General features: G+C 74.8%; 21 protein-coding genes. 11 read left to right on the top strand and 10 right to left on the bottom strand.

The features are described 5' to 3' along the window. Positions 1 to 124: 124 nt before the first annotated feature. Positions 125 to 598 carry a MarR family winged helix-turn-helix transcriptional regulator gene (locus ACIPK4_RS23305; protein ID WP_402315529.1) on the bottom strand — a complete coding sequence of 158 codons (474 nt, stop codon included), beginning with the start codon at positions 596 to 598 and terminating at the stop codon, positions 125 to 127. Positions 599 to 722: 124 nt separating this feature from the next. On the opposite strand from ACIPK4_RS23305, the gene ACIPK4_RS23300 reads away from it, so the two are divergent. Then, the gene (locus ACIPK4_RS23300) at positions 723 to 1,133 is read left to right on the top strand and encodes an organic hydroperoxide resistance protein (protein ID WP_030293642.1); all 411 of its coding nucleotides are present in this window, start codon (positions 723 to 725) and stop codon (positions 1,131 to 1,133) included. Positions 1,134 to 1,381: 248 nt separating this feature from the next. Next, positions 1,382 to 2,002, top strand: a complete 621-nt coding sequence (locus ACIPK4_RS23295) for a hypothetical protein (protein WP_402315526.1) — start codon at positions 1,382 to 1,384, stop codon at positions 2,000 to 2,002. On the opposite strand, the gene ACIPK4_RS23290 is transcribed toward ACIPK4_RS23295, so the two are convergent. The 5 genes from ACIPK4_RS23290 to ACIPK4_RS23270 form a co-directional block, all read right to left on the bottom strand. Further along, on the bottom strand, positions 1,980 to 2,696 hold the full coding sequence (locus ACIPK4_RS23290; protein ID WP_402315523.1) for an alpha/beta hydrolase: 717 nt from the start codon (positions 2,694 to 2,696) through the stop codon (positions 1,980 to 1,982). The two genes, ACIPK4_RS23295 and ACIPK4_RS23290, sit on opposite strands and share 23 nt — an antisense overlap. Continuing rightward, complete coding sequence (locus ACIPK4_RS23285) at positions 2,693 to 3,502, bottom strand: DUF1295 domain-containing protein (protein ID WP_402315521.1); 810 nt, start codon at positions 3,500 to 3,502, stop codon at positions 2,693 to 2,695. Before ACIPK4_RS23285 ends, ACIPK4_RS23290 begins: the two co-directional genes overlap by 4 nt. Further along, positions 3,499 to 4,776 (bottom strand): class I SAM-dependent methyltransferase, encoded by a 1,278-nt coding sequence (locus ACIPK4_RS23280; RefSeq protein ID WP_402315518.1) that lies wholly within the window; start codon positions 4,774 to 4,776, stop codon positions 3,499 to 3,501. Before ACIPK4_RS23280 ends, ACIPK4_RS23285 begins: the two co-directional genes overlap by 4 nt. Continuing rightward, positions 4,773 to 5,501 (bottom strand): DUF1365 domain-containing protein, encoded by a 729-nt coding sequence (locus ACIPK4_RS23275; protein ID WP_054220908.1) that lies wholly within the window; start codon positions 5,499 to 5,501, stop codon positions 4,773 to 4,775. The genes ACIPK4_RS23280 and ACIPK4_RS23275 overlap by 4 nt, the downstream gene beginning before the upstream one ends. Positions 5,502 to 5,584: 83 nt before the next feature. Beyond that, entirely contained in the window at positions 5,585 to 6,847 is a 1,263-nt protein-coding gene (locus tag ACIPK4_RS23270) for an NAD(P)/FAD-dependent oxidoreductase (protein ID WP_402315516.1), read from the bottom strand. A gap of 396 nt (positions 6,848 to 7,243) precedes the next feature. Here ACIPK4_RS23270 and sigK point away from each other — a divergent pair, with 396 nt between their 5' ends. From sigK to ACIPK4_RS23250, 4 genes are all read left to right on the top strand, one after another. Then, complete coding sequence (gene sigK / locus ACIPK4_RS23265) at positions 7,244 to 7,825, top strand: ECF RNA polymerase sigma factor SigK (RefSeq protein WP_054220909.1); 582 nt, start codon at positions 7,244 to 7,246, stop codon at positions 7,823 to 7,825. Beyond that, the gene (locus tag ACIPK4_RS23260) at positions 7,822 to 8,571 is read left to right on the top strand and encodes an anti-sigma factor domain-containing protein (RefSeq protein WP_402315514.1); all 750 of its coding nucleotides are present in this window, start codon (positions 7,822 to 7,824) and stop codon (positions 8,569 to 8,571) included. Before sigK ends, ACIPK4_RS23260 begins: the two co-directional genes overlap by 4 nt. A gap of 172 nt (positions 8,572 to 8,743) precedes the next feature. After that, entirely contained in the window at positions 8,744 to 10,288 is a 1,545-nt protein-coding gene (locus tag ACIPK4_RS23255; RefSeq protein WP_402315511.1) for an alkaline phosphatase, read from the top strand. 68 nt (positions 10,289 to 10,356) lie between these two features. After that, a complete protein-coding gene (locus ACIPK4_RS23250; RefSeq protein WP_402315509.1) occupies positions 10,357 to 10,899 on the top strand; it encodes a hypothetical protein in 543 nt (180 codons plus the stop codon). Positions 10,900 to 10,956: 57 nt separating this feature from the next. Here the strand turns inward: ACIPK4_RS23250 and ACIPK4_RS23245 are convergent, their stop codons facing one another. Then, positions 10,957 to 11,637, bottom strand: a complete 681-nt coding sequence (locus ACIPK4_RS23245; RefSeq protein ID WP_402315506.1) for a helix-turn-helix domain-containing protein — start codon at positions 11,635 to 11,637, stop codon at positions 10,957 to 10,959. A gap of 77 nt (positions 11,638 to 11,714) precedes the next feature. On the opposite strand from ACIPK4_RS23245, the gene ACIPK4_RS23240 reads away from it, so the two are divergent. Continuing rightward, positions 11,715 to 12,680, top strand: coding sequence for a class I SAM-dependent methyltransferase (locus tag ACIPK4_RS23240; protein ID WP_402315503.1), 966 nt, complete (start codon positions 11,715 to 11,717; stop codon positions 12,678 to 12,680). Beyond that, complete coding sequence (locus ACIPK4_RS23235) at positions 12,677 to 14,128, top strand: MFS transporter (protein WP_402315501.1); 1,452 nt, start codon at positions 12,677 to 12,679, stop codon at positions 14,126 to 14,128. The genes ACIPK4_RS23240 and ACIPK4_RS23235 overlap by 4 nt, the downstream gene beginning before the upstream one ends. 15 nt (positions 14,129 to 14,143) lie before the next feature. Here ACIPK4_RS23235 and ACIPK4_RS23230 read toward each other — a convergent pair whose 3' ends face one another. Further along, a complete protein-coding gene (locus ACIPK4_RS23230) occupies positions 14,144 to 17,359 on the bottom strand; it encodes an amidohydrolase family protein (protein WP_402315499.1) in 3,216 nt (1,071 codons plus the stop codon). 226 nt (positions 17,360 to 17,585) lie between these two features. Between ACIPK4_RS23230 and pgm the strand changes: the two genes are divergently transcribed. From pgm to ACIPK4_RS23215, 3 genes are all read left to right on the top strand, one after another. After that, a complete protein-coding gene (gene pgm / locus ACIPK4_RS23225) occupies positions 17,586 to 19,226 on the top strand; it encodes a phosphoglucomutase (alpha-D-glucose-1,6-bisphosphate-dependent) (protein WP_402315497.1) in 1,641 nt (546 codons plus the stop codon). A gap of 99 nt (positions 19,227 to 19,325) precedes the next feature. Further along, entirely contained in the window at positions 19,326 to 20,543 is a 1,218-nt protein-coding gene (locus ACIPK4_RS23220; protein ID WP_402315495.1) for an FAD-dependent monooxygenase, read from the top strand. Between the two features lie 681 nt (positions 20,544 to 21,224). Continuing rightward, entirely contained in the window at positions 21,225 to 21,959 is a 735-nt protein-coding gene (locus tag ACIPK4_RS23215; protein ID WP_402315494.1) for an SOS response-associated peptidase, read from the top strand. Between the two features lie 12 nt (positions 21,960 to 21,971). Here ACIPK4_RS23215 and ACIPK4_RS23210 read toward each other — a convergent pair whose 3' ends face one another. Both ACIPK4_RS23210 and ACIPK4_RS23205 read right to left on the bottom strand, forming a co-directional pair. Then, on the bottom strand, positions 21,972 to 23,177 hold the full coding sequence (locus ACIPK4_RS23210) for an anhydro-N-acetylmuramic acid kinase (protein WP_402315492.1): 1,206 nt from the start codon (positions 23,175 to 23,177) through the stop codon (positions 21,972 to 21,974). Further along, a complete protein-coding gene (locus ACIPK4_RS23205) occupies positions 23,174 to 24,526 on the bottom strand; it encodes an MFS transporter (RefSeq protein ID WP_402315490.1) in 1,353 nt (450 codons plus the stop codon). The genes ACIPK4_RS23210 and ACIPK4_RS23205 overlap by 4 nt, the downstream gene beginning before the upstream one ends. Between the last annotated feature and the right edge of the window lie 94 nt (positions 24,527 to 24,620).

The raw sequence follows: 24,620 nt of genomic DNA, 5'->3' as shown, positions 1-24,620 counted from the left end.
CCGTCCATTGTCGTCCACGGCCCGCCCCCGCATCCGGGCTTCCGGACAACGGATGCCCGGTCCCGGCGGCCCGAGGTGCAGTGCCCGCGGCCCGGTCCGGCGCCCGTCGTCGCGGGCGGGCCGGTCACACCTCGGGGACGGCGGCGTCGAGAGCCGCGGTGAGGCGGTGCAGGCGGGTCTGGAGGTCGCGGATCTCGGCGAGCTCGAAACCGGTGGCGGCGGCGATCCTGCGGGGCACCTCCGCCGCGCGGGCGCGCAGCGCCGTACCGGCCTCGGTGGGGGCGACGCGTACGGACCGCTCGTCCTGCGTGCTGCGCTCGCGGTGGACCAGGCCTGCGGCCTCCAGTCGCTTGAGCAGGGGCGACAGCGTGCCCGAGTCGAGCCGCAGGTGGTTTCCGAGCTCCTTGACCGGCGTCGTGCCGTGCTCCCAGAGCACCAGCATCACCAGGTACTGGGGGTAGGTCAGGCCGAGATCCTTCAGGACGACGCGGTAGAGGCCGTTGAATGCCCTGCTCGCGGCGTTCAGCGCGAAGCAGATCTGGCCGTCCAGGCGGAGGAAGTCCTCGTCGCGGAGGGTTTCGGTGTGCTGCTCGCTCATGGACGCCAGTGTACCCGGGCAACGCTTGCGGGTCATTTAGTTGTGCACAACTAAATTGTGTGCTCTAGTAGTGGACGTCAGCCGATCACCGGCTGGCACGGTCACCACCGCGAGAGGAACCCCGATGGACGCGCTGTACACCGCTGTCGCCACCGCCAACGGCCGCGAAGGCCGCACGGTCAGCTCCGACGGCCAGATCGACCTCGCGCTCGCCATGCCCCCGGCGCTCGGCGGCAACGGTCAGGGCACCAACCCCGAGCAGCTCTTCGCGGCGGGCTACGCGGCCTGCTTCGCCAGCGCGCTCGGCCTGGTCGGCCGGCAGGCCAAGGTCGACACCGGAGAGGTGTCGGTCACCGCGGAGACCTCCATCGGCAAGGACGACACGGGCTTCGGCCTGGCCGTCACGCTGCGCGTCGAGCTCCCCGAGTCCCTCGCCGGCGAGACGGGCGCGCTGCTGGTCAAGCAGGCCCACGAGGTCTGCCCCTACTCCAAGGCCACCCGTGGCAACATCCCGGTCGAGCTGGTGATCGAGTAGTCCCGCTCGGGGGCCCTGTCCACAGGGCCCCCGCACTCCGCCGGGCCCGGCCCGGCCTCCGGCCCCGGCTCGGCCCCCCGGCTCGGGCTCGGGCCCCCGGCTCGGGCCCAAGAGCCGGTCCAGGTCCGGGCCGGAAGGGCCGAGGCATCGAGAGCCGCCGGCTCTCCTCCGCGTCTCAGGGGCGTCTCAGGGGCGGATCAGGGCCTTCCCCGAGGGTGGCGGCGGCCCCGCGCCGACAAGATCAAGGCATGTCGAAAACACCCTGGCAGCGGACGGCGTTCACCGCCGGTCCGCTCTGTATGACGGCCTACGGGCTCGTCCGGCTGACCGATGGGGAACACGGCCCCGGACTCGCCTGGTCCCTCGGCCACCTCTTCTTCCTGGCAGCCGTGTCGTGTTTCGTCCCCATCGTGCTGGCGATGCGGCGGACGGCGCTGCCCGGCCGGGGACCGGCCGGCCGGGGACTCGCCGCCACCGGGGCGGTCACCGGCCTGCTCGGCATCACTGCGGTCGTCGCCCAGGCGGTCATCGACCTCGTCGTCGGATTCCTGAGCGAGGACCGCGAGACGATGAATGACTTCTTCCGGCAGGTCAAGAGCCACGCGGGCGTGGAGCCCGCCGTCTACACCGTCGGCCCGCTCCTGTTCTACGTCGGCCTGCTACTGCTCATGACCCAGTTGGCGGCGCTGCGGCGGATCGCCGCCTGGCGGCCCGCCGTGGTGGTCGCGGGCGTCGTCCTCACGGGCGTCAGCCTGGATCTGCTGCCGGTGGCAGGGCTGTTGCTGCTCCTCGCGTTCGCACCCCTGGGGCGCCGGGCCGGGGACGGGGACCGACGCCCCCGTACGGTTACGGCCGTCCCGGGCAGCTGACCGGCACGGGTCTTGTCCCGGGCCGCGCCATGGGCACCCGGCCGGTGAACAGCTGCTCGGGGAGGGCCGTCAGGCCGAGGAGGCCCAGCGTGGTCTGCGTGGCGACCCGGTGCCAGGTGGGTGCCGTGCGGAGCATCGTGTGCCGTCCGTCGGGCATGGCGATGCCCGCGGCCCGGGCGCCCCGCGCACGGGCCCGCCGTACGTAGTCCCACGACGCCCCCGCATCAGTGACGCGGTCGGCCTCGTCGTGCAGCAGCACCACCGCCGTGTCCCCGAGATGCAGGACCGGTTCACCCGGCGGGCACCACGGCGCGAGCCCGACCACGGCACGGACCAGTGGGTCGGCGGCGGCCCGCAGCGCGGCGCGACCGCCCATGGAATGACCGAGCAGCACCACGGGCAACGGCCCGGCCACGCAGCACAGTTCGCGCAGCGCCTGCCAGACGTCGTGGACGGGATCCGCCCGGTCGCCGTTCCAGCCGCGGTGCACGTAGCGGACCTCCGCCACCAGCACGTCCCGCGCCGCCGGCGAGCCCGCGATCGCCCGCGCGAAGGGGCGCATCCGCAGGCCCGGCAGGTTCGGCCGGGGCGGCGCGCCGAGCCCCACCGCACGGCCTCCGTGCAGCAGGAGCACCGCGGCGGCCGGCTCCCGGGGCAGCCGGCGCAGCACCAGGGCGCCCGTCGGCCTCGTCATGCGCGGCCTCCCCGGGGCGGCAGCGGGAGGAAGCCGCTGGTACGGGCCGCATAGGCGGCATAGCCGGGACGGTCCGCCATATGGGTCTCCAGCAGGCGTTTGCCGCTGCCCACGGTCAGCAGCAGCGTCATGACCGCCGGGGACACCAGGCACACCAGCGCGGCTTCCCGGGTGCCGCACGCCATCAGGTAGAGCCCCCACCAGACCAGGAAGTCTCCGAAGTAGTTCGGGTGGCGGGTCCACGCCCACAGGCCCCGGTCCATGACCGCGCCCCGGTGTGCGGGATCGGCCCGGAACCGGGCGAGCTGGAAGTCGCCGACGGCCTCGAAGGCCAGGCCCACCGCCCACAGGAGCACGCCGAGCACGGCCGGGACGCCGACGGGGGAGCCGACGTACGAGGCCGTCTGGACGGGCAGGGAGACCAGCCAGACCAGGCCGGCCTGGAGCAGGTAGACCATGAGCAGGGCGCGCAGGTGCGGGTTGCCCCGCCCCCGGGCCAGGAACTTCGTGTAGCGGGGGTCCTCGCCGTGCCCCCGGCCGCGCCAGGCGATGTGCGCGGCCAGCCGCACGCCCCAGACGACGGTGGCGGCGGCGACCAGCAGCCTCCGGCCCTCGTCCCCGTACCCGGACGACAGGGCGTACGAGAGCGCCGCGACGGCGGCGAACGCGAGGCCCCAGGCGATGTCGACGGTCCGGTGCAGGCGCCGGGCCGTCCCGACCGCGAAGGCGGTCAGCAGCACCGCGGCGGCCGTGGCGGCGGCCGCGGCCAGGTTGCTCCCGAGGGCCGCCAGAGCGGCCGCGTTCACTGCGGCACCTCCTCGAAGACGTCCTGGATCAGGAGCATTTGGCGCACGTCGAGGTAGCGGGCCCGGAACCCCGCCTCGGAGTAGGCCAGGTAGAACTCCCACATCCGCCGGAACGTCGCGTCGAAGCCGAGCGCCTCCACGGCCTCGGCCCGCTGCAGGAAGCGTTCCCGCCACAGCCGCAGGGTCTGCGCGTAATGGTCGCCGTACCCCTGGTCGGAGACGATCCGCAGCCCCGCCCCGGCCGCGTGCGTCTCGATGGCCTCGCGGGAGGGGATGAGACCGCCGGGGAAGACGTACTTGGCGATCCAGGTGTGCGTCCGGGCGGTGCGCAGCATCTGCTCGTGCCCCATGGTGATGGACTGGAGGGCGATGCGTCCGCCGGGCGCGACGGCGTCGCGCAGGGCGGCGAAGTACGTCGGCCAGAAGTCCCTGCCGACCGCCTCGATCATCTCCACGCTCACCACCGCGTCGTACCGGCCCTCCAGGTCGCGGTAGTCCCGCAGCTGCACGTCCACCCGGTCGGCCAGCCCGGCGGCGGCGATACGGCGGCGGGCGAGGTGCCGCTGCTCGGCGGACAGGGTCACGGTGGTCACGCGTGCCCCGCGGGCGGCCGCGCGCAGGGCGAGTTCGCCCCAGCCGGTGCCGATCTCCAGCACGGACTTCCCCGGGCCGACGCAGGCGAGGTCCAGCAGCCGGTCGATCTTGCGGTGCTGGGCGGCCGGCAGGCTCTCGTGGCGTGCGGGGAAGGAGGTGAAGACGGCGGAGGAGTACGAGAGGGTCTCGTCGAGGAAGAGCGCGAACAACTCGTTCGACAGGTCGTAGTGGCGCCGGACGTTGCGCCGGGCACCGGCCCGGGAGTTCAGCTCCGCCTCCGGCCTGGGCCGCACCCACGCCCCGCGCAGTCGGCGCAGCGGGGCCGGGACGAGCTCGTCCACGTGCGCGGTGAGCACGGTCAGCAGGCCGGTCAGGTCGTCGCTGTCCCATTCGCCGGCCATGTAGGACTCGCCGAAGCCGATCAGGCCGTACGCCGCGATCCGGCGGAAGAAGGCCTCCGGCTCGTGGACGGTCAGCGACGGCCCGCTGCCGCTCGGCGGTTCGGCACCGAAGCGGCAGCGCAGGGGCAGTGCGGTCACGGCCCGGCGGATCAGGCGCCGGGCCACGGCCGCGTGCCCCCACGGGGCGGTCGGCGGCCGGGTCAGGTCCGGCCACGCCGGGGTCTCGGCGGAGCACCGCTGGGCGGGTTCGTCGGCGGTGCGGGGAAGGGAGAGGGTCACGGGGCGATGCCTTCCTGGAGTGCACGGTCGGGACGGGGCTGGACGGGCAGCCCGCGGAGCAGCAGGCGGACGGCGTGGCGGCGGATCCCGGCCCAGACGGCGGCCGTGGACCAGGGCCGCCGGGCGACCGCGCGCAGCAGGGCGAGGGGGGTGGCGGGGCGGTGCCGGCCGTGCAGGGTCGCGGTGAAGGGCCGCTGCCCGGCGCGCACGAGCTGGACGGCGATCTCCAGTCGCTCCCGCGGCTCCGGCAGGCGCATCCGGTAGTGCCCGTCGACGGGGAAGAACGGCGAGACGTACAGCTCCTTCGCCGCCTCGGCCCGGCCGGCGTCGTCGGTGCGCAGCAGGTGGCAGTGGCGCTGCCCGTACGTGTTGTGCACCTCGGCGACCACGCATACCAGGGCGCCCGCACGGTCGTGGCACCAGTACAGGGTCAGCGGGTTGAAGACGTACCCCAGGACGCGGGCGTGGGCCAGCATCAGGACCCGCCCGCCGTCGAGGTGCACGCCCCGGGACGCGAGGTACCGGTCGAGGCCGGCCCGGATCGTGGGCGCGCCGGCGAAGTGGTCCCGGGCGTCGAACCGGGCCAGGGGGCGCAGCGGCCACGGGAGCCGGGGGAGGTCGTCCGGGTCCACGAGCCACATGTACGTGAGGTGCCGGAAGGAGTACCGGACCGGGGCCGTCCGCGCGTGGGAGACGACGCAGTCGTACAGGGCCGGAACGGCCACCGCCGGCAGGGCCGGGGCGGTCGGGACCGGCGGGGCCTCCTCCGGGCCCGCCCCGGGCGCCACGGCCGGGGGAACCGCCGGGCTCACCACCGGACGCCCAGCGCGGCCGCGGCCCGCACGCCCGAGCGGCAGCCGTCCTCGTGGAAACCCCACCCGTGGTAGGCCCCGGCGAAGGCGGTGACCCGTGTGTTGAGGCGGGGCAGCGCCCGCTGGGCCGCCACCGACTCGGGGGTGTACACGGGGTGCGCGTAGTCCATGCGGGCCAGGACGTGCTCCGGGTCGATGCGGTCGCCCGCGTTCAGGCTGACGACGTATCCGGTACGGTCCGGCAGGCGCTGGAGCCGTGTCATGTCGTAGCTGACCCGGACCCGTTGGGTGCCCGGACGGCAGTCGTCGAGGTGGTAGTTCCAGGAGGCCCGGGCCCTGCGCGAACGGGGGAGCAGGGCGGTGTCGGTGTGCAGGACGGTCGGATTCGCCTCGTACCGGATCGCGCCGAGGATCCGCTGCTCGTCCCGGGTGGGATCGGCCAGCAGACGCAGTGCCTGGTCCGGGTGGGTGGCGATGACGACCGCGTCGTACGCGTCGGTGGTCCCGTCCTCGGTGCCCACCAGCACGCCGCCCGGTATCCGGTCCACCCGGTCGACCGGGGTCGCGGTCCGGACGTTGCTGATCTCCTTCGCGACCCGTTGCACATAGGCGGCGCTGCCGCCGGTGACGGTCTTCCACTGCGGGGATCCGGTCACGGACAGCAGGCCGTGGTGGTCGAGGAAACGGAACAGGTGGGCGGCCGGGTACTCCAGCGCGGTGTCGGCCGGACAGGACCACACGGCCGCGACCAGCGGGATGACGAAGTGGGTGATGAAGTACGGGGAGAACCCGCCGTCGGCGAGGAACGCCCGGAGGGTGTGCCACGGTTCCGCGGTGCCCGCGGCCAGCAGGCGGCGCGCCCGGCGGTGGAAGAGGGGTACCTCCGCCAGCAGCCGCAGGTAGCGGGCGCGCAGGGCGGGCCGGCCGGTGAACAGGCCGGCGGGCCCGCGCGCACCGGCGTACTCCAGACCGCAGCCGTCGCACCGCACCGACATGCTCATCTCGGAGTCCTGGGTGGCCACTCCGAGTTCGCGGAAGAGCCGCAGCAGCAGGGGGTAGGTACGCTCGTTGTGGACGATGAACCCGGAGTCCACCTGCACCGTTCCCCCGCCGTGGGCGGGCAGTTCATGGGTGTGGGCGTGACCCCCCAGCCGGGGGTCCGCCTCGTACAGCGTGACGTCACACGCCTTCTGCAGGACGTAGGCGGCGGTCAGTCCCGCCACCCCGCCACCGATCACGGCCACACTCTGGGTACGCACGATCCGTCACTCCCCACTGGTCGCCACGCCGTCGGCCACGGCGTCTCCCCCTTCCTTCGCGGCCGGGGCGCCGGCGGATTGGTGCCGACGGGCGGGAATCGAAACCGGCGCCTTCGCCGCGGCACCCCTCCTGACTTGGCACGAACGGACAACTTCCCCCGACCACGCCGTGCCCACGTGCGTAAATTGCCGGGCGAGCGGGCCAATCCGTACGGACGCCCGCTCCGAAGACCGGTCAAGAACGCGAACTTGGCGCCACGCGGAGCGAAGGACAGTCATGCGATGGACGGACCCCGGCGGATCATCCGCCACCCTCGGCCGACCCTGCACCCCGCCCCCGCCGATCCGCTCGAGTCCGCACCGGCATGGGCACCTGCGGGGAAGGGAGACCGGCCGGTGAGGCAACCACTGCCCTTCGGTGCCCCCGACACCGCGCCCCCGCTCGAAGAGCTGATGTCCAGGGTGGCCCGCGGCGACAAGGACGCCTTCTCCGCCCTCTACGACGCCCTGTCCGGAACCGTCTTCGGCATGGTCGTCCGCGTCGTCCGCGACCGTGCCCAGTCCGAGGAGGTGGCCCAGGAAGTGATGATCGACCTGTGGCGGCAGGCCGCCCGCTACCGCCCCGACCAGGGCAGCGTGCAGACCTGGGCCGCCACCCTCGCCCACCGCCGCGCCGTCGACCGGGTACGCTCCGCCCAGGCGGCGATCAACCGAGAACACGACCAGGCCGCCCGCCAACAGGCCCGGCCGTTCGACGAGGTGGCGGAACAGGTCGAAACCCGGCTGGAGAGCGAGCAGGTACGGCGCTGCATGCGCGGCCTGACCGAGATCCAGCGCCAGGCCGTCACGCTGGCCTACTACCAGGGCCTGACCTACCGCGAGGTCGCGGAGACCCTGCGCACACCACTGCCCACGATCAAGACACGCATGCGCGACGGACTCATCCGGCTGCGCGACTGCATGGGGGTGACCACATGAAGCACGACGGGGAACTGCACACCCTCACCGGCGCGTACGCCCTCCACGCCCTGGCACCGGCGGAACACGAGGTGTTCGAAGCACACCTCGCCGACTGCCCGTCCTGTCTCCAGGAGGTGGCCGAATTCTCCGCCACCGCCGCCCGCCTGGCCGGAGCCGCCACCCTGGCGCCGCCCCCGCAGATGAAGGGCGCGGTCCTGGACGGCATCGACTCCGTCCGCCAACTGCCCCCGCTGCTGCCGTCCGTGGGCAGGCCGATCACGTTCGCCGCGGTCCTGCGCCGCAGGGCCACCGTACTGGCCATCGCCGCGAGCCTCGCCACGGCGGCCGTGCTCGGAGGCGTCAGCATCATGCAGAACCAGCGCACCGAGGAGGCCCTCCAGCAGGTCCAGGCCTCCGAACGCAGCCTCCAGGACCTCAGCGCCGTCATGTCCGCGCCCGACGCCCGCACGGTGCGCGGCCGCACCGCGACCGGCGCGACCACCTCCGTGGTCAGCTCCAGGGCGCAGAACCGGGCAGTCTTCGTCGGAGCCGGGCTACCCGACCCCGGCGCGGGCAGGACGTACCAGCTCTGGTTCGACGACCACGGCACCATGCGTCCCGCCGGACTCGTGGCGCACGACGGGGCCACGCTCCTCCAGGGCGGTATCCAGAACGCCTCCGGGGTCGGACTCACCCTGGAACCCGAGGGCGGATCCGTGCGCCCCACCACCCGGCCGCTCCTCCTCATGGCCCTGCCGGCGTGAGCCCGGAACCCGTACGCGCCCCTCCCCGTACGGGTTCCGGGCCGCCTGCGGCGCGACCACGCAGACCCGCGTTCCGTTCGACTCGAAGTCATCTTCCGAGCCCGGCGTGTTCACGCAAGCCTCCTACGGTCGGCATGCCCGAGCAGTACCTTCCGAGGGGGATTTCCCGCACATGCGTCGCAGTTTCGCGAACACACCGAAGATCCTGACCGTCCTGGCCGTCGCAGGTGCCGTCGCCGCCGGTACGGCCGTCACCGCCAACTCCGCCACCCCGCAGGGCGATCAGGGGAGGGAGATCCACAACGTCATCTACCTCCTCGGCGACGGCATGGGCCGCTCCCATGTCACGGCCGCCCGCGACCGCTACTACGGCCCCGGCGGCAAGCTCACCATGGAGACCCTCCCGTTCACCGGCGCGGTCGCCACGTACGCCGTGGAGAAGGGCAGCCAGAAGCCCGCGCTGGTCACCGACTCGGCCAGCTCCGCGACCGCCTGGTCCTCCGGCGTCAAGACGTACAACGCGGCCATCGGGGTCGACGCGTACGAGAGGAAGACCGTGACGCTGATGGAGCAGGCCAAGGCGGCGGGCTTCGCCACGGGCAACGTCTCCACCGCCGAGGTCACCGACGCCACCCCGGCGGCGCAGTTCAGCCACGCACTGCTGCGCGGCTGCCAGGGCCCGGTCTTCACCGAGGCCGCCTGCCTGCCCAAGAAGGACGACGGCACGTACGAGCCGGCGCCCCAGGACAAGACGCTGGTCACGCCGATCGCCGAGCAGATCGCCCGCAACGGAACCGCCGACGTGATCCTCGGCGGCGGCCTCGCCCGCTTCGAGCCGGATGACCAGAAGGCCCTCCAGGCCCAGGGCTACCAGGTGCTCGGCAGCTTCGGCGACCCGGCCCTGCCCGCCCAGAGCGCCGCCAGCCAGAAGGTCGCGACCAAGAGCGACCTCGACAAGGCCGACGGCAAGAAGGTCGTCGGCCTGTTCAACCGCGGCAACCTGACCGTCGAGCAGGCCAAGGCGTCCCTGCCCGCCGACGCTCCGCAGAAGCAGGAGCCCAGCCTCGCGGACATGACCAGGAAGTCCATCTCCCTGCTGACCGACCGCAGGCAGCAGGACCGCAGGAAGAACAAGGGCTTCTTCCTCCAGGTCGAGGGCGCGCAGATCGACAAGCGCTCGCACGCCAACGACGCCGCGCAGACGCTCGCCGAGGTGAAGGCCTTCGACGAGGCGGTCAAGGCCGCGTACGAGTTCGCGAAGAAGGACGGCCACACCCTCGTGATCGTCACGGCGGACCACGAGTGCGCCGGCTTCAACATCATCGAGAAGGGCTCGTACACCAACGCCGAGGCCGTCGCGCCCCCGGCCAACGTGGACGCCGGCAACGCCGCCAACAGCAGCGCCCCGTCGCGCGCGGCCTCCGGCGCCAAGGACCCCTCCCGCTCCACCGGTGCCGTCAACGGCGCGGGCTCGGCCGACGCGAAGAACTTCGCGCCCGCCACGTTCCGTACGCCCGAGGACCCGGCGGGCGTCAAGGACGGCAGCCCCGAAGCCAGCCTGTGGCTGACGTACCTGTCCGGCAACCACACCGGCGCCGACGTCCCGCTCTTCGCCTACGGCCCCACCGGCAGCGCCTTCGCCGCCAGCCAGAACAACACGGAGCTGTACGGGAAGATGTACCGCGCCCTGTTCGGCCGGGCCCCCCAGCAGCACTGACCTTCGGGCAACCGGGGCCGGGAGGGCAGCACGCCCCTCCCGGCCCCGGCCCCTCCAGGAGCGAACCGATGAGACACCTCACCCGCGGGGCGGCCGCCGCGCTGGCCGCCTCCCTCCTCGCCCTCGCCGTGGGCTGCTCCGGCAGCCCGGACGGCGGCGACGCCGGTGCCGGGAAGCCGGCCCGATCCGCCGCGGCCGTGGCGCTGCCGGCGCCCAGCGGCGCACCCGCACCGGCAGCCGTTCTCACCCCGTCGGCCAAGGCCGGCGAAGTCCGCGTCGAGCAGGGCCCGTTCACCGACCGGGTGCGGCTGACGGCGCTCGCCCTCGCACCCGCCGGGAAGCCGGGAGTCACCGGGCACCTGGCCGTCACCTCGGACGTCAGCGACGTACTGGCCCTGGACCTGCGCGCCGCGTACTACGACGCGGACGGGCGGCTCCTGGGCACCGGCACCTTCCACTACCAGGAGGAAGGCGCGGACGCGTCCGGCACGGACCACCACGACGGGCCCCGCGCGGCCGGGGACGGGATCGACTTCACCGTGCCGGCGGACCAGCTCACCTCAACCCCGGCGAGCGCGGTGCTCACCCTCCCGGTCCTGGTCAGCGAATAGCCCGGGCACCCGCCCGCCCACGCGGCGCCACGGCCCGGCAGGACCCCCTCAACCCCCTCACGGCCTCTTCCCGGCACCGCCCGACGGAGCCGGCTTCGCGCGGACGTGCATGCGTTCGCCCTGTCTCCCGAAGAGGCTGAGCACCTCGACGGGCCGCCCGTCGGCGCTGCTGAACCAGTGGGGGAGCCGGGTGTCGAACTCGGCGACCTCGCCGGGGCCGAGGACCAGATCGTGTTCCGGGAGCACCAGCCGCAGCCGGCCCTGCAGCACGTACATCCACTCGTAGCCCTCGTGGGTGCGCAGGTCCGGCTCGGCCCCCCGGTCGGTGATGATCATCTTGTACGCCTGGAGGGGGCCGGGCGTCCGTGACAGGGGGACGAACGTCCCGCCGCTGGGCAGCACGTGCGGCGTCAGCCGGACCCGGGGATCGCCCACTTCGGGCGCCCCCACCAGGTCGTCGAGCGGCACCCGGTACGCACCCGCCAGCGGGAGCAGCAGCTCCAGGCTGGGACGGCGCTGTCCGGACTCCAGCCGGGACAGCGTGCTCTTGGAGATGCCCGTCTCCTCGGAGAGCGCGGCCAGGGTGAGGCCGCGCCTGGCCCGCAGCCGCCTGAGGCGCGGGCCGACCCCGTCGAGGACCGCCTGGTACGGCGGTGGCGCGTCCGGTGACGTGTCCGGTGGTGTGTCCAAGGGCGCGTCGGCGGGTGCGTCGGTGGGTGTGCCGCTGGGTGTGTCCATGGGGGCATTCCACTCTCCCGTCCCGGAAACGGCAACAAGAGTTGTCGCCCCGGAACCGCGGGTGCAGGCTCCGCGGCATGACCCGACACAGCGATCCCCGCCCCGCGCACGGCGCACCCCCACACCGTCACAGCCACCGCCATGGACATGGACACGGACACGGCCGGCACGCGGCCGACGTCGACTGGGACGCCCAGGCAACGGCCCTGGAGACCGGCGCCGAACTGCAGCTCCCGGCCCTGCGCCGGACCGCCGCCCGCCTCGGGGAGCTGCTCGGCCCGCGTGCGCAGGTCCGGCGCGTCCTCGACATCGGCAGCGGACCCGGCGTGATGACCTGCGTGCTCGCCGAGGCCTTCGCGGACGCGGAGACCGTCGCCGTGGACGGCTCGCCCGGCCTGCTGGAGCGCACCCTCGCCCGCGCCGGACGCCTCGGCCTCGGCGACCGGGTGGCCGCCCGGAACGCCGGACTGCCCGAGGGCCTCGACGGCCTCGGCACGGCGGACCTGATCTGGAGCAGCAAGGCCGTCCACCACCTCGGCGACCAGCAGGGCGCGCTGGACGCGCTGACCGCGGCGCTGCGGCCCGGCGGGGTGCTCGCGGTCGCGGAGGGCGGTCTGCCGATGCGCTTCCTCCCGCGCGACATCGGCATCGGCCGCCCCGGCCTGCAGGCCCGGCTCGACGCCGTCCTGGAAGACCGGTTCGCGGCCATGCGGGCCGAGCTCCCCGGCGCCGTCGCCGTCGTCGAGGACTGGCAGGCGATGCTCGGCCGAGCGGGGCTGACCCGCGTCGGGAGCTTCACGTCGCTCCTCGACCTGCCGGCCCCGCTGGGCGCACCGGGCCGCACCTTCCTGCACGCGCAGCTGACCCGGATGCGGGAGGTCGCGGGCGAGGCCTTGGACACCGAGGACACCGAGACCCTCGACGTACTGCTCGACCCCGGGGCCGAGCAGGGCATCCTGCGCCGGCCCGACGCCTTCCTCCTGTCCGCCACCACCGTCTTCACGGGCGTGCGCGAGGCCACCGCCGAAGGGCGGGGGCGGTGAAGCCGCTCGCCGCCGGGTCCCCGGCGGCCCTGGCCGGGGGCCCGGCGAGGAACCCGGCTTCGGTCCGATGGGCACTCGCGGGCCTCTCCCTGTCCATGCTGCTGTCCTCGCTCGGCACCAGCACCGCGAACGTCGGCCTGCCCACGCTGGCGCACGCCTTCGGCGCCCCCTTCCAGCAGGTCCAGTGGGTCGTCCTCGCCTACCTCCTCGCCATCACCACCCTGATCGTCAGCGTCGGCCGGCTCGGAGACATGATCGGCCGCCGCCGGCTGCTGCTGTCCGGGATCTCCCTGTTCACAGCGGCCTCGGTACTGTGCGGGCTCGCGCCCACGCTGTGGCTGCTGATCGCCGCCAGGGCGGCGCAGGGTCTCGGAGCGGCCGCCATGATGGCCCTCACCATGGCGTTCGTCGGGGACACGGTGCCCAAGGAGCGGACCGGCAGCGCCATGGGGCTGCTCGGCACCATGTCCTCCGTCGGCACGGCCCTCGGCCCCTCATTGGGCGGTCTGCTGATCGCCGGTCCCGGATGGCGGGCGGTGTTCCTCGTCAACGTGCCGCTGGGTGTCCTCGCGTTCGCCCTGGCCTCCCGCCACCTGCCCGCCGACCGGCGGGACGGGCGCACCGAGCGGGGCGGCTTCGACCACCTGGGCACGCTGCTGCTCGCGCTGACCCTCGGCGCCTACTCCCTGGCCATGACGGTGGGGCGCGGCCGTCCCGGTCCGCTCAACCTCGCCCTGCTGGCGGCCGCCGCCCTCGGCGTGGGCCTGTTCGTACGGGCCGAGGCGCGAGCGGCGTCCCCGTTGCTCCGGCCGGCGGTCTTCCGCGAGCCGCTGCTGAGTTCCGGACTCGGCATGAGCGCGCTCGTCTCCACCGTGATGATGACCACGCTCGTGGTCGGCCCGTTCCACCTCTCCCGCGGCCTCGGACTCGGAGAGGCCGCGGTGGGGCTCGTCCTGTCGGCCGGTCCGCTCGTCGCCGCGCTGACCGGTGTGCCGGCCGGGCGCATCGCGGACCGGTTCGGCTCCCGGCGCATGACCGTCGCGGGGCTCGCCGGGGTGGGCCTGGGCTGCGGCGCGCTGTCCCTCGCACCGGTGTCGCTCGGCGTGGCCGGCTACCTCGTCCCCCTCGTGGTCGTCACCGCCGGCTACGCGGTGTTCCAGACGGCGAACAACACCTCCGTCATGACGGACGTCGGCCCGGACCGGCGGGGCGTGGTCTCCGGAGTCCTCAACCTGTCCCGCAACCTCGGGCTCGTCACCGGCGCCTCGGTGATGGGCGCGGTGTTCGCGCTCGCCTCGGGGGCGGGCGACGTCGCCACCGCGAGCCCCGAGGACGTCGCCCACGGCATGCGTATCACCTTCGCCGTGGCGGCGGCGCTGGCCGTCACCGCGATCGCCCTCGCCGCGACGGGCCGCGCCCTCGCACGGCGCCGCGCGGACGCCGGGTAGCCGGCGTGCGGGTGCTCACGCGGGGGTCCGGCAGCAGCCGTCGCGGAGCATCAAGTGCCGTTCCCGGTCCCAGCGCACCAGGTCGGTCCGGCGGCCTGGCGCCGGTGCGAAGCCGGCCACGAGCTCGTCGGTGGTGTGGGGCACGCCGCCCCGCAGGACTGCGGAGGTCCGCACCAGCGCGTCGAAATCGGTGAAGGGGTCCCCGTCCACGATCGTGAGGTCGGCGACCTTGCCGGGTACGAGCGTGCCGAGCTCGTCCGCCAGCCCGAACAGCCGGGCCGGCAGGACGGTCACCGTGCGCAGCGCCTCGGCCGGGGACAGCCCGCCCCGGTGCAGGGCGCGCAGCCCCAGGTGCAACGAGAGCCCGACGGGCACCAGCGGCGAGTCCGTCCCGAGGGCGACCAGGCCGCCCGCGGCCAGCAGCCTCCGGTAGACGTCGGTCTCCCGGCGCAGCGTCGCCAGCTGAGCGTCCGTCGGCGCGGTCCCGGCGGAGCGGCGCACGAGTGCGGAGTCCCAGGGCGCCATGACCTCCGTGACCCGCCGGTCGTCGGCCAGCCCCGGATCGGCACCCAGCAGCGGCATCGCCGCGAACGGCGTGGCGATCAGGGCCAGGCGCCCGTCGCCCGCGCCGTAGATCTCGGCCACGTCCTGGAAGGAGCGGCCGCAGGCCGTCCGCGCATGGCCGGCCTCGGCCCGCTCGGTGGCCTGGAGATGGGTGGTCAGATCCTGGCCCAGCTGGAGCGCGAGGGACACCAGATGGCTTCCGCACCGGACGCCGAGCCGCTCGTGGGCGAACCGGGCGGCCTGCTCCATCACCCAGGAGGGCGCCCGGACATACGTCTTGACGAAATCCCAGTCCAGGGCGGCACCCCGCTCCAGGGACCGCCGCAGCCCTTCCGCCGTCCGGTGGGCGCGCCCCATGCTGTACGCGACGCGCGCACCGTCGAGGAGTTCACCGCTGGTCAGGAGCCGCGGTCCGGCCAGCTCCCCGTTCGCCACGGCCTCGCGGACACGGGCCTGCTCGTAGGCGAAGCCGCCAAGGGAGACGGCGGTGGTGATCCCGTACGTCAGCTGGCCCACGCCCTGGCGGCCGCCGTACGTGCTCTGCCACGGGTGGGTGTGGGTGTCCCACAGACCGGGGACGACGGTCCCCGCCGACGCGTCGATGCGCCGCGCCGCCGAGACCCGGCCGGACGCGCGGTGGGGTTCGACGGACGCGATGCGCCCGGAGCGGACGAGGACGTCCACGTCCTCGCGCACCGCCCCGCCCGTCCCGTCCCACAACCGCCCGGCGTGCACCACGGTGTCCACGGGCTCCGGCACGCTCCGGTCGAGCGGCAGCCGTACCGTCCGCGGCGGACCGCCGTCCACACCGATGAGGCGCAGCCGCGTCCCCGACAGGTACAGCAGCGTCCTTCCGTCCCCGGACCACGAGGGGTGGTCGGCGGGTTCGGCCGTCAGGGTGTGCAGGGGGCCCCGCGGGGTGCCGTCCGGCCCGACCGGCAGCAGGCACAGCGCGGACTCGACGATCACCGCCATGAAGCGGCCGTCGGGCGACCAGACGGGCCCGCTGTCGTACCGGTCGGAGAGGGAGGAATAGGGGGCCACGGCATGGAGCCGGTCGTCTCCCGTGACCGCATCGACCACCCGGATCAGGTTGAGGCCCTCCCGGAACCGCATGTTGAGCCGGTTGCGGTCGCACAGGGCGATCCGCGTCCCGTCGGGCGACCAGCAGGGCCGGCCCGGCAGCCCGCCCCCGCCGAGCGGTGCGGCGAGCACGCGTTCCGTGCCGCCTTCCAGGTCGCGCACGACGAGCCGCCCGACCAGGTCGAGGCAGGCGAGCCGCCGCCCGTCGGGCGACAGCGCCGGGAACACCCGGCCGCCGGCCGCCAGGGTGCTCTCCGCTCCCGTGGCGAGGTCCCGCCGGTGAACCGCCATGAGCCCGTCACGGTCGTCGCAGTACAGCAGGGAACGCCCGTCGGGCGCCCATGACGGGGCGAACAGGTAGCGGGTGGGGACCGCCCGGACCAGCCGCCGGGGCGGGCGTCCGCCCGAGGTGCCGCCGAGCCACAGGGAGCCCAGGGCGGCGAAGGCGACGTACCGCCGGTCGGGGGACAGCGCCGGCAGGTGCACCCCGCGGACCGGCCGGACCCGGCCCTGGCCGCCGAGGTCGTACCGCTTGGTCCGGTAGCGCGGACGGGCCGCCGGCACCCGGGCGCGGAAGGGGATCGTCCGGGGTGCCTGGGGCCGTTCGGGGCTGACGAGGGTGAACCGGCCGTCGACCGTGACGAGCAGTTCACCGGCCGCCGTCCACCGCGGGGGCTGCGCCGCGAGGTCCCCGGCGAGGGGCACCGGCCGGCCGTCGACGACGAGGACGCAGGAGGCCTCCGGCGCCGGCGTGGTCCGCAGCCAGGCCGTCCGGCGGCCGTCCGGCGCGACGGCCGGCGCCAGGAGCTGGGCGCCGGGCCCCTCCTCGGTGAAGACGGCGGCGACCGGACCCGATCCGTCCGCAGGGGCGGAGGCGATCGTCCGCGCATCCGCCACGGGCCCGTTCGGGGCGGCCTTCACCGCCGCCCGGACGAACAGGATCCGCCGCCCGTCCGCGGACCAGGCGGGATCGAAGTCCTCCCACGCCCCCGACTGCAGCGGCCCGTCCTGCCCGGCCCTTCCGGTCACCCCGACGACTGCGCCGGTCCGCAGGTCCAGTACGTGGATCCGGTACGGGGCCCCGCCGACCGGATCCCCGGCCCGCTCGGACGCGAAGGCGATCCGCGTCCCGTCGGGCGACCAGGCCGGCCCGCGGTCGTCGAACGGCCCGTCGGTGCGCTGCCGCAGCCCGGTTCCGTCCGGGCGCACGGTCCACACGTGATGGCCGCCGCTGCCGTAGGCACAGAAGGCCACCAGCGTGCCGTCGGGGGAGTGCACGGGCCGGCTCGCCTCCAGGGCCGCCGCGGTGAGCGGCACGGCGTCGCCCCCGGAGCCCGGCACCGACCACAGCACGTTGTGGATCTCGGCGACCAGCCCGTCCCCGCCCGGGGACGGGCTCGCCGCGCCGTTCGTGGCCTCCGTGAAGGACAACGGGGCGGGGCCGCCCGGCGCGCCGCCGGTACGGGGCCGGGCCGCCGCCACGGCTCCCGTGCCCAGGACCTCCGCGGCGCCGGCGGCGCCCGCCGCCGCGAGCAGCCGGCGCCGGGACAGGGCATGCGGGTCGGTGCCGGGGTGGGCGTTCATCAGCTGCCACGTCTCCGCAGTCGGGGGCCTGGTCCGGGGTGCTGCCGCCGGGCTCAACGACCGCCCGGCCGGGCGGTCACCCCGTACGGGCCGACGGCCGCGTGACGGGGCGCACAGGGGCGGGCCGCGTGGCGGCGCGGCGGTGCGGGCACGTTCAGGGGGCGACACAATGACCACGGTTGTTCTCGTTGATTCAGCTCGGATCCGACACGGAGGAAGAGGACGGATGGTCGACGAAAGAGCGGGGCAGCAGGCGCGGCCCGAGGACCTGATCGACGTGGCCCGGCTCGTGACCGCGTACTACGCCCTGCACCCCGATCCGGCGGACCCCGGCCAGCGCGTCGCCTTCGGCACCTCGGGACACCGCGGCTCCTCCCTCGCCACGGCGTTCAACGAGGACCACATCGCCGCGACCAGCCAGGCGATCTGCGAGTACCGCGCCCGCCAGGGCATCGACGGCCCGCTCTTCCTGGGCGCGGACACCCACGCCCTGTCCGAGCCCGCCCGGGTGACCGCCCTTGAGGTCTTCGCCGCCAACGACGTGACCGTGCTCGTGGACTCCGCCGACGGGTACACCCCCACCCCCGCGGTCTCGCACGCCATCCTCACCCACAACCGCGGGCGCACCTCCGGGCCGGCCGACGGGGTCGTGGTCACCCCCTCGCACAACCCGCCGGCGGACGGCGGCTTCAAGTACAACCCGCCGCACGGAGGGCCCGCGGGATCGGATGCCACCGGCTGGATCCAGGAGCGCGCCAACGAGATCATCACCGGGGGCATGAAGGAGGTCCGGCGCATCCCGTTCGCGCGGGCGACCGCCGCCCCGACCACGGGCACGTACGACTACCTCGGCGCCTACGTGCGCGATCTGCCGTCCGTGCTCGACCTGGACGCCGTACGCGCCGCGGGCCTGCACGTCGGGGCCGACCCGCTCGGCGGCGCCTCCGTGGCGTACTGGGGCCGGATCGCCGAGGAACACCGCCTCGACCTGACCGTCGTCAACCCGCACATGGACCCCACCTGGCGGTTCATGACACTGGACTGGGACGGCAAGATCCGGATGGACTGCTCCTCCCCGTACGCGATGGCCTCGCTCATCGAAGGCCGCGACAGGTTCCGGATCGCGACCGGCAACGACGCGGACGCCGACCGGCACGGCATCGTGACCCCGGACGGCGGCCTGATGAACCCCAACCACTACCTGGCCACCGCGATCGCCTACCTCTACCGCCACCGCGAGCAGTGGCCGGCGGACGCGGGCATCGGCAAGACGCTGGTCTCCTCGGGAATGATCGACCGGGTGGCCGCCGACCTCGGCCGTGAACTGGTCGAGGTCCCCGTCGGGTTCAAGTGGTTCGTCGAAGGGCTCTCCGCGGGCACCATCGGCTTCGGCGGCGAGGAATCGGCCGGAGCCTCCTTCCTGCGCCGCGACGGTTCGGTGTGGACCACCGACAAGGACGGCATCCTCCTGGCCTTGCTGGCCTCGGAGATGCTGGCGGTGACGGGGCAGACCCCGAGCGAGCGGTACGCCGCGCTGACGGCCCGCTTCGGCGAGCCGGAATACGCCCGGATCGACGCCCCCGCCACCCGGGAGGAGAAGGCCGTCCTGGGCCGGCTGTCCCCGGGGCAGGTCGGCGCCGACACCCTGGCGGGCGAACCGGTGACGGCGGTCCTGACGCAGGCTCCGGGGAACGGCGCCGCCATCGGCGGCATCAAGGTCACCACGGAGCACGCCTGGTTCGCGGCCCGCCCCTCGGGAACGGAGGACGTCTACAAGATCTATGCCGAATCGTTTCTGGGCGCAGACCACCTGAGCCGCGTACAGGAGGAGGCCCGCTCCGTCGTGTCGGCCGCACTCGCCGGCTGACCGCCGGCCCGGCGCCCGGCATCGCGCGAACCCCGCGCCCCGCCGTCCAACTCTCAGTAGGCTGACGGATCCCGGGAGTTCGCGCGGAGGGAGCACGGCATGCAGGGCGGTACGGTCGCGGTGGTGGGCGGGAGCATCGCCGGATGCGCGCTGGCGTCGGCGGCGGCCCGTGCCGGCGCCGACCGGGTGGTGGTGCTGGAGCGCACCCGCGGACGGCTGGCGGACCGGGGGCTCGGCCTGTGCGTCCACGACGGCCGGGCCGCCGAACTCGCCGCCACCGGGGCCCTGCCCGAAGGCATCGCCGCGCACCGGCTGACCCGCCGCCGATGGGTGGTCCGCGACGACTCCGCGGCCGGGCCGTCCGGGCGGCTGTTCTGGGAGCAGCCGTTCCCCTTCCACTCGTACCACTGGGGGCTGCTGTGGCGCGGGCTGCGCGAGGCCACCCCCGCATCGGTCCTCTACCGGCAGGGCGTGGTGGTCTCGGGCGTGGCCGACGCCGGCGAGCGGGCCGAGGTACGGCTGGCCGACGGGACCACCGAGCCGTTCGACCTGGTCGTCGGAGCCGACGGGTACCGCTCGGTCGTCCGCGAGGCGGTCTGCCCCGAGTCCCGGCCCTCGTACGCCGGGTACGTCTGCTGGCGGGGGAACTTCGACGCCCGGCGGCTGGACGCGCTCGGTGACGGCGACTGGCCCGCCGACGCGGTGACCACCGTCTGTTTCACCGGCGGAAGCTGTGTGGTCTACCGCATCCCCGGACCGGACGGCCCCCGGGTGAACTGGGTCCTGTACGCCCTGCCCCCGCAGGCCGGCCGGCTGCCGTTCGACGACCCGACGAGCTTCCCCCCGGGCCGGGTGACCGAGGAACTCACGGCTCACCTCGGCGCGTTGCTGGAGCGGGAGTTCCCGCCCTACTGGGCGAAGGTGATCGGGCTGACGGAGCCCGCGGACACCTTCGTCCAGCCCATCTACGACCTGGAGACGGCCCGTACGACGGCCGGGCGCCTGCTGCTCGCCGGAGACGCGGCCACCGTGGTGCGCCCGCACAACACCAGCGGTGCGGCCAAGGCCCTCCAGGACGCCACCGCGTTCGAGGAGGCCTGGCGCCGTTCCGGCACCTGGGCCGAGCTGTTGCACGCCTACCAGGCCGCGCGGGGCGCTGCGGGACGGGAGATGGTCGCGCTGGCCCGCCGCCTCGGCCGCGGGCAGGTGGAGCAGACCCCGGCCTGGGCCACGATGGACCACCGCGAGGTGCAGTCGTGGTGGCAGGCCCTGCTCGGTGGCGCCTCCGACATCGGCGGCCAGGCCCTGAGGCGCTGAGGGGTGCCTTGCCGGTCAGGCCGGTCAACCCCGCGCCGTCCGGTGCGCCCCCGCCGACGGGAGCGCTGCCCGGACCCGTCTTCGCCCGCGTCGCCCGCGGTCGGCCGGTCGGCCGGGCCCGTCGGCGGACGCCGTCCGGCCGCAGCGCTGACGGACCCGCCGCCGCCGTGCGCGCTGCCCCGTGGCGGTCCCGACGCGCCCTGGTACGGCGCGCCCGCGCGACGCACCGCGCGCGGACCCGGGCCCGCGCGCACCTCGGCGGCGGCCGGGTCACCCGGGGCGTCCGCCCCGTCCCGATCACCCCGCTCGTCGGCCTTCACCGGCCCCCGCCGGCCGCACGGATGACCCGGGGGCCGGGCGGAACATCACGACAGGCGGCGACCGGTCAGATCCGGTGCGATGGGGCGCTGACCTGCGAAGACGTTTGGTCGCCGGACCGTCCGCGGAGTGCGCGCCCGGGCGGCCCCGGGCCGCCGTCCGAACGACACGAGCGGCGGAGCGGCCGCATTCAGGCCTACGCTGGAGACGGCGGCCGTCCGCGGTGAGCGGCCCGGGCGGCCGCCCCGGTGGCTGCGGGCACGTACCCCTCCTTGAACCCCGCGCCCGCGGCGCCGGCCCGACGGCGGGCGCCACGGGGCGCCGCGGGCCCGGGGGAGCCCTCGCGGTGGGACAGTGGATGCCATGTGCGGTCGATACGCCTCCAGCCGCGCCCCCGAGGACCTGGCCGGCCTGTTCGAGGCCCGGTGGGACCCCCGGGAGACGCTGGCACCGAGCTGGAACGTGGCCCCCACCGATCAGGTCTGGGCCGTCCTGGAACGCCCCGACCGCGGGACCGGGGAGGTGGAGCGCCGCCTGCGCACCCTGCGCTGGGGCCTCGTCCCCTCCTGGGCGAAGGACCCGGACGGGGGCGCCCGGATGATCAACGCACGGGTCGAGACGGTGCACGAGAAGCCGGCCTACCGCCGCGCGTTCACCCGGCGCCGGTGCCTGCTGCCCGCGGACGGCTTCTACGAGTGGCAGGCCGTGGCCGCCACCGCCACGGCCAAGGCGTACAAGCAGCCGTACTTCATCACCCCGCAGGATGCCTCAGTGATGGCCATGGCCGGGCTCTACGAGTTCTGGCGGGACCCCGCCGTGACCGACGAGGACGACCCGGCGGCCTGGCTCGCCACCGCCACGATCATCACGACCGAGGCCACCGACGCGGCCGGCCGGATCCACCCCCGCATGCCCCTGGCCGTGGCCCCGGAGGACCACGGGGCGTGGCTGGACCCCGCCCACCAGGACGTCCACGGCCTCCGGGCCCTGCTGCACACCCCGGCCGACGGCCGGCTCGACGTACGGGCGGTGTCCACGGCGGTCAACAGCGTCCGCAACAACGGCCCCGAACTGGTGGCACCCGCCCCCGAACGCTGAGCCGGCCCCGGGTCACCCGTCGGCCTCCGCGGGCTCCGGGTCCCGTACCGCCAGGGCGTGCGGGAGGCGGCCCGGACGCGCCGGCAGGCACAGCGGGCGGCTGCCCGGGGTGAGCGACCCCAGGACGCGCGGCCCGGCGGCGCCCGTGCAGCCCGGGGCATTGCCGGGCAGGCCGTGCGCGGTGAGGTACCCGAGCACCGCGAAGGCGTAGGCCTCCTTGGCCTGCGGGGGCAGCCCCAGCTCCTGCGACCCGCGGACCGCGGTCCGGCCCGCGAGCTCGTCCCGGAGCATCGCCATCAGCGTCGGATTGCGTACCCCGCCGCCCGACACGAACACCTCCGTGGTGCCCGGCGGGCGCAGCGCGTCGGCCACCGTCCGGGCGGTCAGGCGCGTGAGCGTGGCGACGAGGTCCTGCGGGGGGAGCTCCGCGAAGCCCGCCAGCCGCGTCCGGAGGTAGCCCGCGTGGAACAGCTCCTTGCCCGTCGTCCGGGGAACCGGCATCCGGTAGTACGGCTCCGTCGACAGCAGCCGCCGCAGCAGCCCCTCGTGGACGCGCCCGGCGGCGGCGAGCAGGCCGTCCGCGTCGTACGCGAGCCGCCCCGCGCTCAGTTCCCGTACCGCGGCGTCGATCAGCGCATTGCCCGGGCCGGTGTCGAACGCCACCGGATCGGCGCCCGCCGGGAGCACGGTCACGTTGGCGATCCCACCGATGTTCAGCGCCGCGGGCACGCCCGGGCGCCCGCGCAGGAGCATCAGGTCGACCAGGCTGACCAGCGGCGCGCCCTGCCCGCCCGCCGCCACGTCGCGCGGGCGGAAACCCGAGACGACCGGACGGCCGGTGCGTTCCGCGATCCAGGCGGGCTCGCCCAGCTGGAGTGTCCCGCGGACCCGGCCCTCCTCGGCCCAGTGGTACACCGTCTGCCCGTGCGAGGCGACCAACTCGGCGCGTCCTGCGCACAGTTGCCGGTCGGCGCGGGCGGCGACGGCCGCGAAGGCCTGCCCGATCAGGGTGTCGAGGCGGCAGACCTCGGCCAGAGTGGTCGCGGCGGGCGGCAGGGCGGCGGCGAGGGCCTCCCGTACGTCGGCCGGGTACGGCTCGCTGACCGTGCCCAGCGGCACCAGGTGCAGCGTGCCGTCGTCGGCACGGACGTCGAGGTCGGCTGCCGCAGCGTCGACGGCGTCGTACGAGGTCCCCGACATCAGCCCGATCACCCTCACCGCAGCGGCTCCCGGTGGTCGCGGCCGCGCAGGCTCAGCAGCGCCGGGCAGCTGAGCGCGCAGGCGCCGGCCGCGTAGTAGGCGGGCACGGCGGTGTCCCCCGTACCGGCGATCAGGGCGGTGATGACGAGTCCGGCGCAGCCGGAGAACACCGCGTTGCCCAGCGAGTAGGCCAGTCCGAGGCCGGTACAGCGCACCCTGCGCGGGAACATCTCGGCGAGCATGGCGGGCCCGGGTCCGGCGAGCAGGCCGACCAGCGCTCCGGCGAGCAGTACGGCCCCGGCCCGGGCCCACGGTGAGGCGCCGGGGGACTGGAGCACGTGCAGCAGGGGCAGGGCGAGCACCACGACGCCGAGGGCGCCGCACAGCATCACCGGGCGCCTGCCGATCCGGTCGCTCAGCGCTCCGGCGGGCAGGATCGCCGCGGCGAAGCCGGTGTTGGCGAGGGCGGTGGCGACCAGGGCCTCGCGGAGGGAGGCGCCCAGTGCCGCCTGGAGGTAGGACGGCAGGACGACCAGGAAGGTGTAGCCCGCCGCCGACCAGCCCATGATCCGCCCGACGCCGAGCACCACCGCCCGCGCGAGCTCCCGGGGCCCGGCCTGCGGGACGGCGCCGGCTGCGGGGGGAGCGCCGGGCGGCTCCTCGACCGCGGTGCGCAGCCACAGCGCCACGGCGCCCAGCGGCAGGGCCAGCAGGAACGGGATCCGCCAGCCCCACGCGTGCAGGGCCTCGGCGGACAGCGCGCTCGCCAGGGAGGCGGCCGTACCGGCCCCGGTGAGCAGGCCGAGCGCGACGGTGAAGGACTGCCAGGCGCCGTACACGCCGCGGCGGCCTACCGGCGCGTACTCCGTCATCAGGGAGACGGCCCCGCCGAACTCGCCGCCCGCGGACAGCCCTTGCAGTGCCCGCAGGAGGGTGAGCAGCCACGGGGCGGCCGGCCCGATCGCGCCGCGGGTCGGCAGGAGGCCGATCAGCACGGTCGCCAGGGTCATGAGGCCGACGACCGCGATCAGGGCGGGCCGGCGCCCCACACGGTCGCCGAGCCGCCCGAAGAGGACGGCGCCGACCGGCCGGAAGAAGAACGCGAGCGCGAACGAGGCGTACGTCGCCACCAGCGCCTCGGCTCCGCCGGTTCCGCCTGTTCCGCTCTCGCTCGGTGTGAAGAAGTTCGCGGCGATGACGGTGGCCAGGCACCCGTACACACCGAACTCGTACCACTCGACGAGATTGCCGACCGACCCGGCGAGCAGCGCCCGACGGGACGTGCCGCCGCGGCGGACGGCCGCGGAAGACGCCGGGGCGGGCGGCGCGGGGGCGGGCGGCGCGGGGTACGGATCGGACGCCGTCATCGGACGGCAGGGGTTCGGACGCCGTGCACGACCGTCTTCATGGGACGCAACCCTTCCCCGCGTGGCCACCTCATCGATGGTCACGAAAGGTAGC

It is taken from the genome of Streptomyces sp. NPDC086989, assembly GCF_044745505.1.
Taxonomy (GTDB): domain Bacteria; phylum Actinomycetota; class Actinomycetes; order Streptomycetales; family Streptomycetaceae; genus Streptomyces.
Note: the sequence above shows the minus strand (reverse complement) of the source record. Positions and strands in the feature narration are given on the sequence as shown.

Bases quoted from the DNA above. Each gene is read 5' to 3' on its own strand.
- ACIPK4_RS23230 (WP_402315499.1), bottom strand. From the start codon at position 17,359: ATGAACGCCCACCCCGGCACCGACCCGCATGCCCTGTCCCGGCGCCGG.
- ACIPK4_RS23260 (WP_402315514.1), top strand. From the start codon at position 7,822: ATGAAGCACGACGGGGAACTGCACACCCTCACCGGCGCGTACGCCCTC.
- ACIPK4_RS23220 (WP_402315495.1), top strand. From the start codon at position 19,326: ATGCAGGGCGGTACGGTCGCGGTGGTGGGCGGGAGCATCGCCGGATGC.
- ACIPK4_RS23295 (WP_402315526.1), top strand. From the start codon at position 1,382: ATGTCGAAAACACCCTGGCAGCGGACGGCGTTCACCGCCGGTCCGCTC.
- ACIPK4_RS23250 (WP_402315509.1), top strand. From the start codon at position 10,357: ATGAGACACCTCACCCGCGGGGCGGCCGCCGCGCTGGCCGCCTCCCTC.
- ACIPK4_RS23255 (WP_402315511.1), top strand. From the start codon at position 8,744: ATGCGTCGCAGTTTCGCGAACACACCGAAGATCCTGACCGTCCTGGCC.
- ACIPK4_RS23305 (WP_402315529.1), bottom strand. From the start codon at position 598: ATGAGCGAGCAGCACACCGAAACCCTCCGCGACGAGGACTTCCTCCGC.
- ACIPK4_RS23290 (WP_402315523.1), bottom strand. From the start codon at position 2,696: ATGACGAGGCCGACGGGCGCCCTGGTGCTGCGCCGGCTGCCCCGGGAG.
- ACIPK4_RS23205 (WP_402315490.1), bottom strand. From the start codon at position 24,526: ATGACGGCGTCCGATCCGTACCCCGCGCCGCCCGCCCCCGCGCCGCCC.
- ACIPK4_RS23240 (WP_402315503.1), top strand. From the start codon at position 11,715: ATGACCCGACACAGCGATCCCCGCCCCGCGCACGGCGCACCCCCACAC.
- ACIPK4_RS23215 (WP_402315494.1), top strand. From the start codon at position 21,225: ATGTGCGGTCGATACGCCTCCAGCCGCGCCCCCGAGGACCTGGCCGGC.
- pgm (WP_402315497.1), top strand. From the start codon at position 17,586: ATGGTCGACGAAAGAGCGGGGCAGCAGGCGCGGCCCGAGGACCTGATC.
- ACIPK4_RS23245 (WP_402315506.1), bottom strand. From the start codon at position 11,637: ATGGACACACCCAGCGGCACACCCACCGACGCACCCGCCGACGCGCCC.
- ACIPK4_RS23300 (WP_030293642.1), top strand. From the start codon at position 723: ATGGACGCGCTGTACACCGCTGTCGCCACCGCCAACGGCCGCGAAGGC.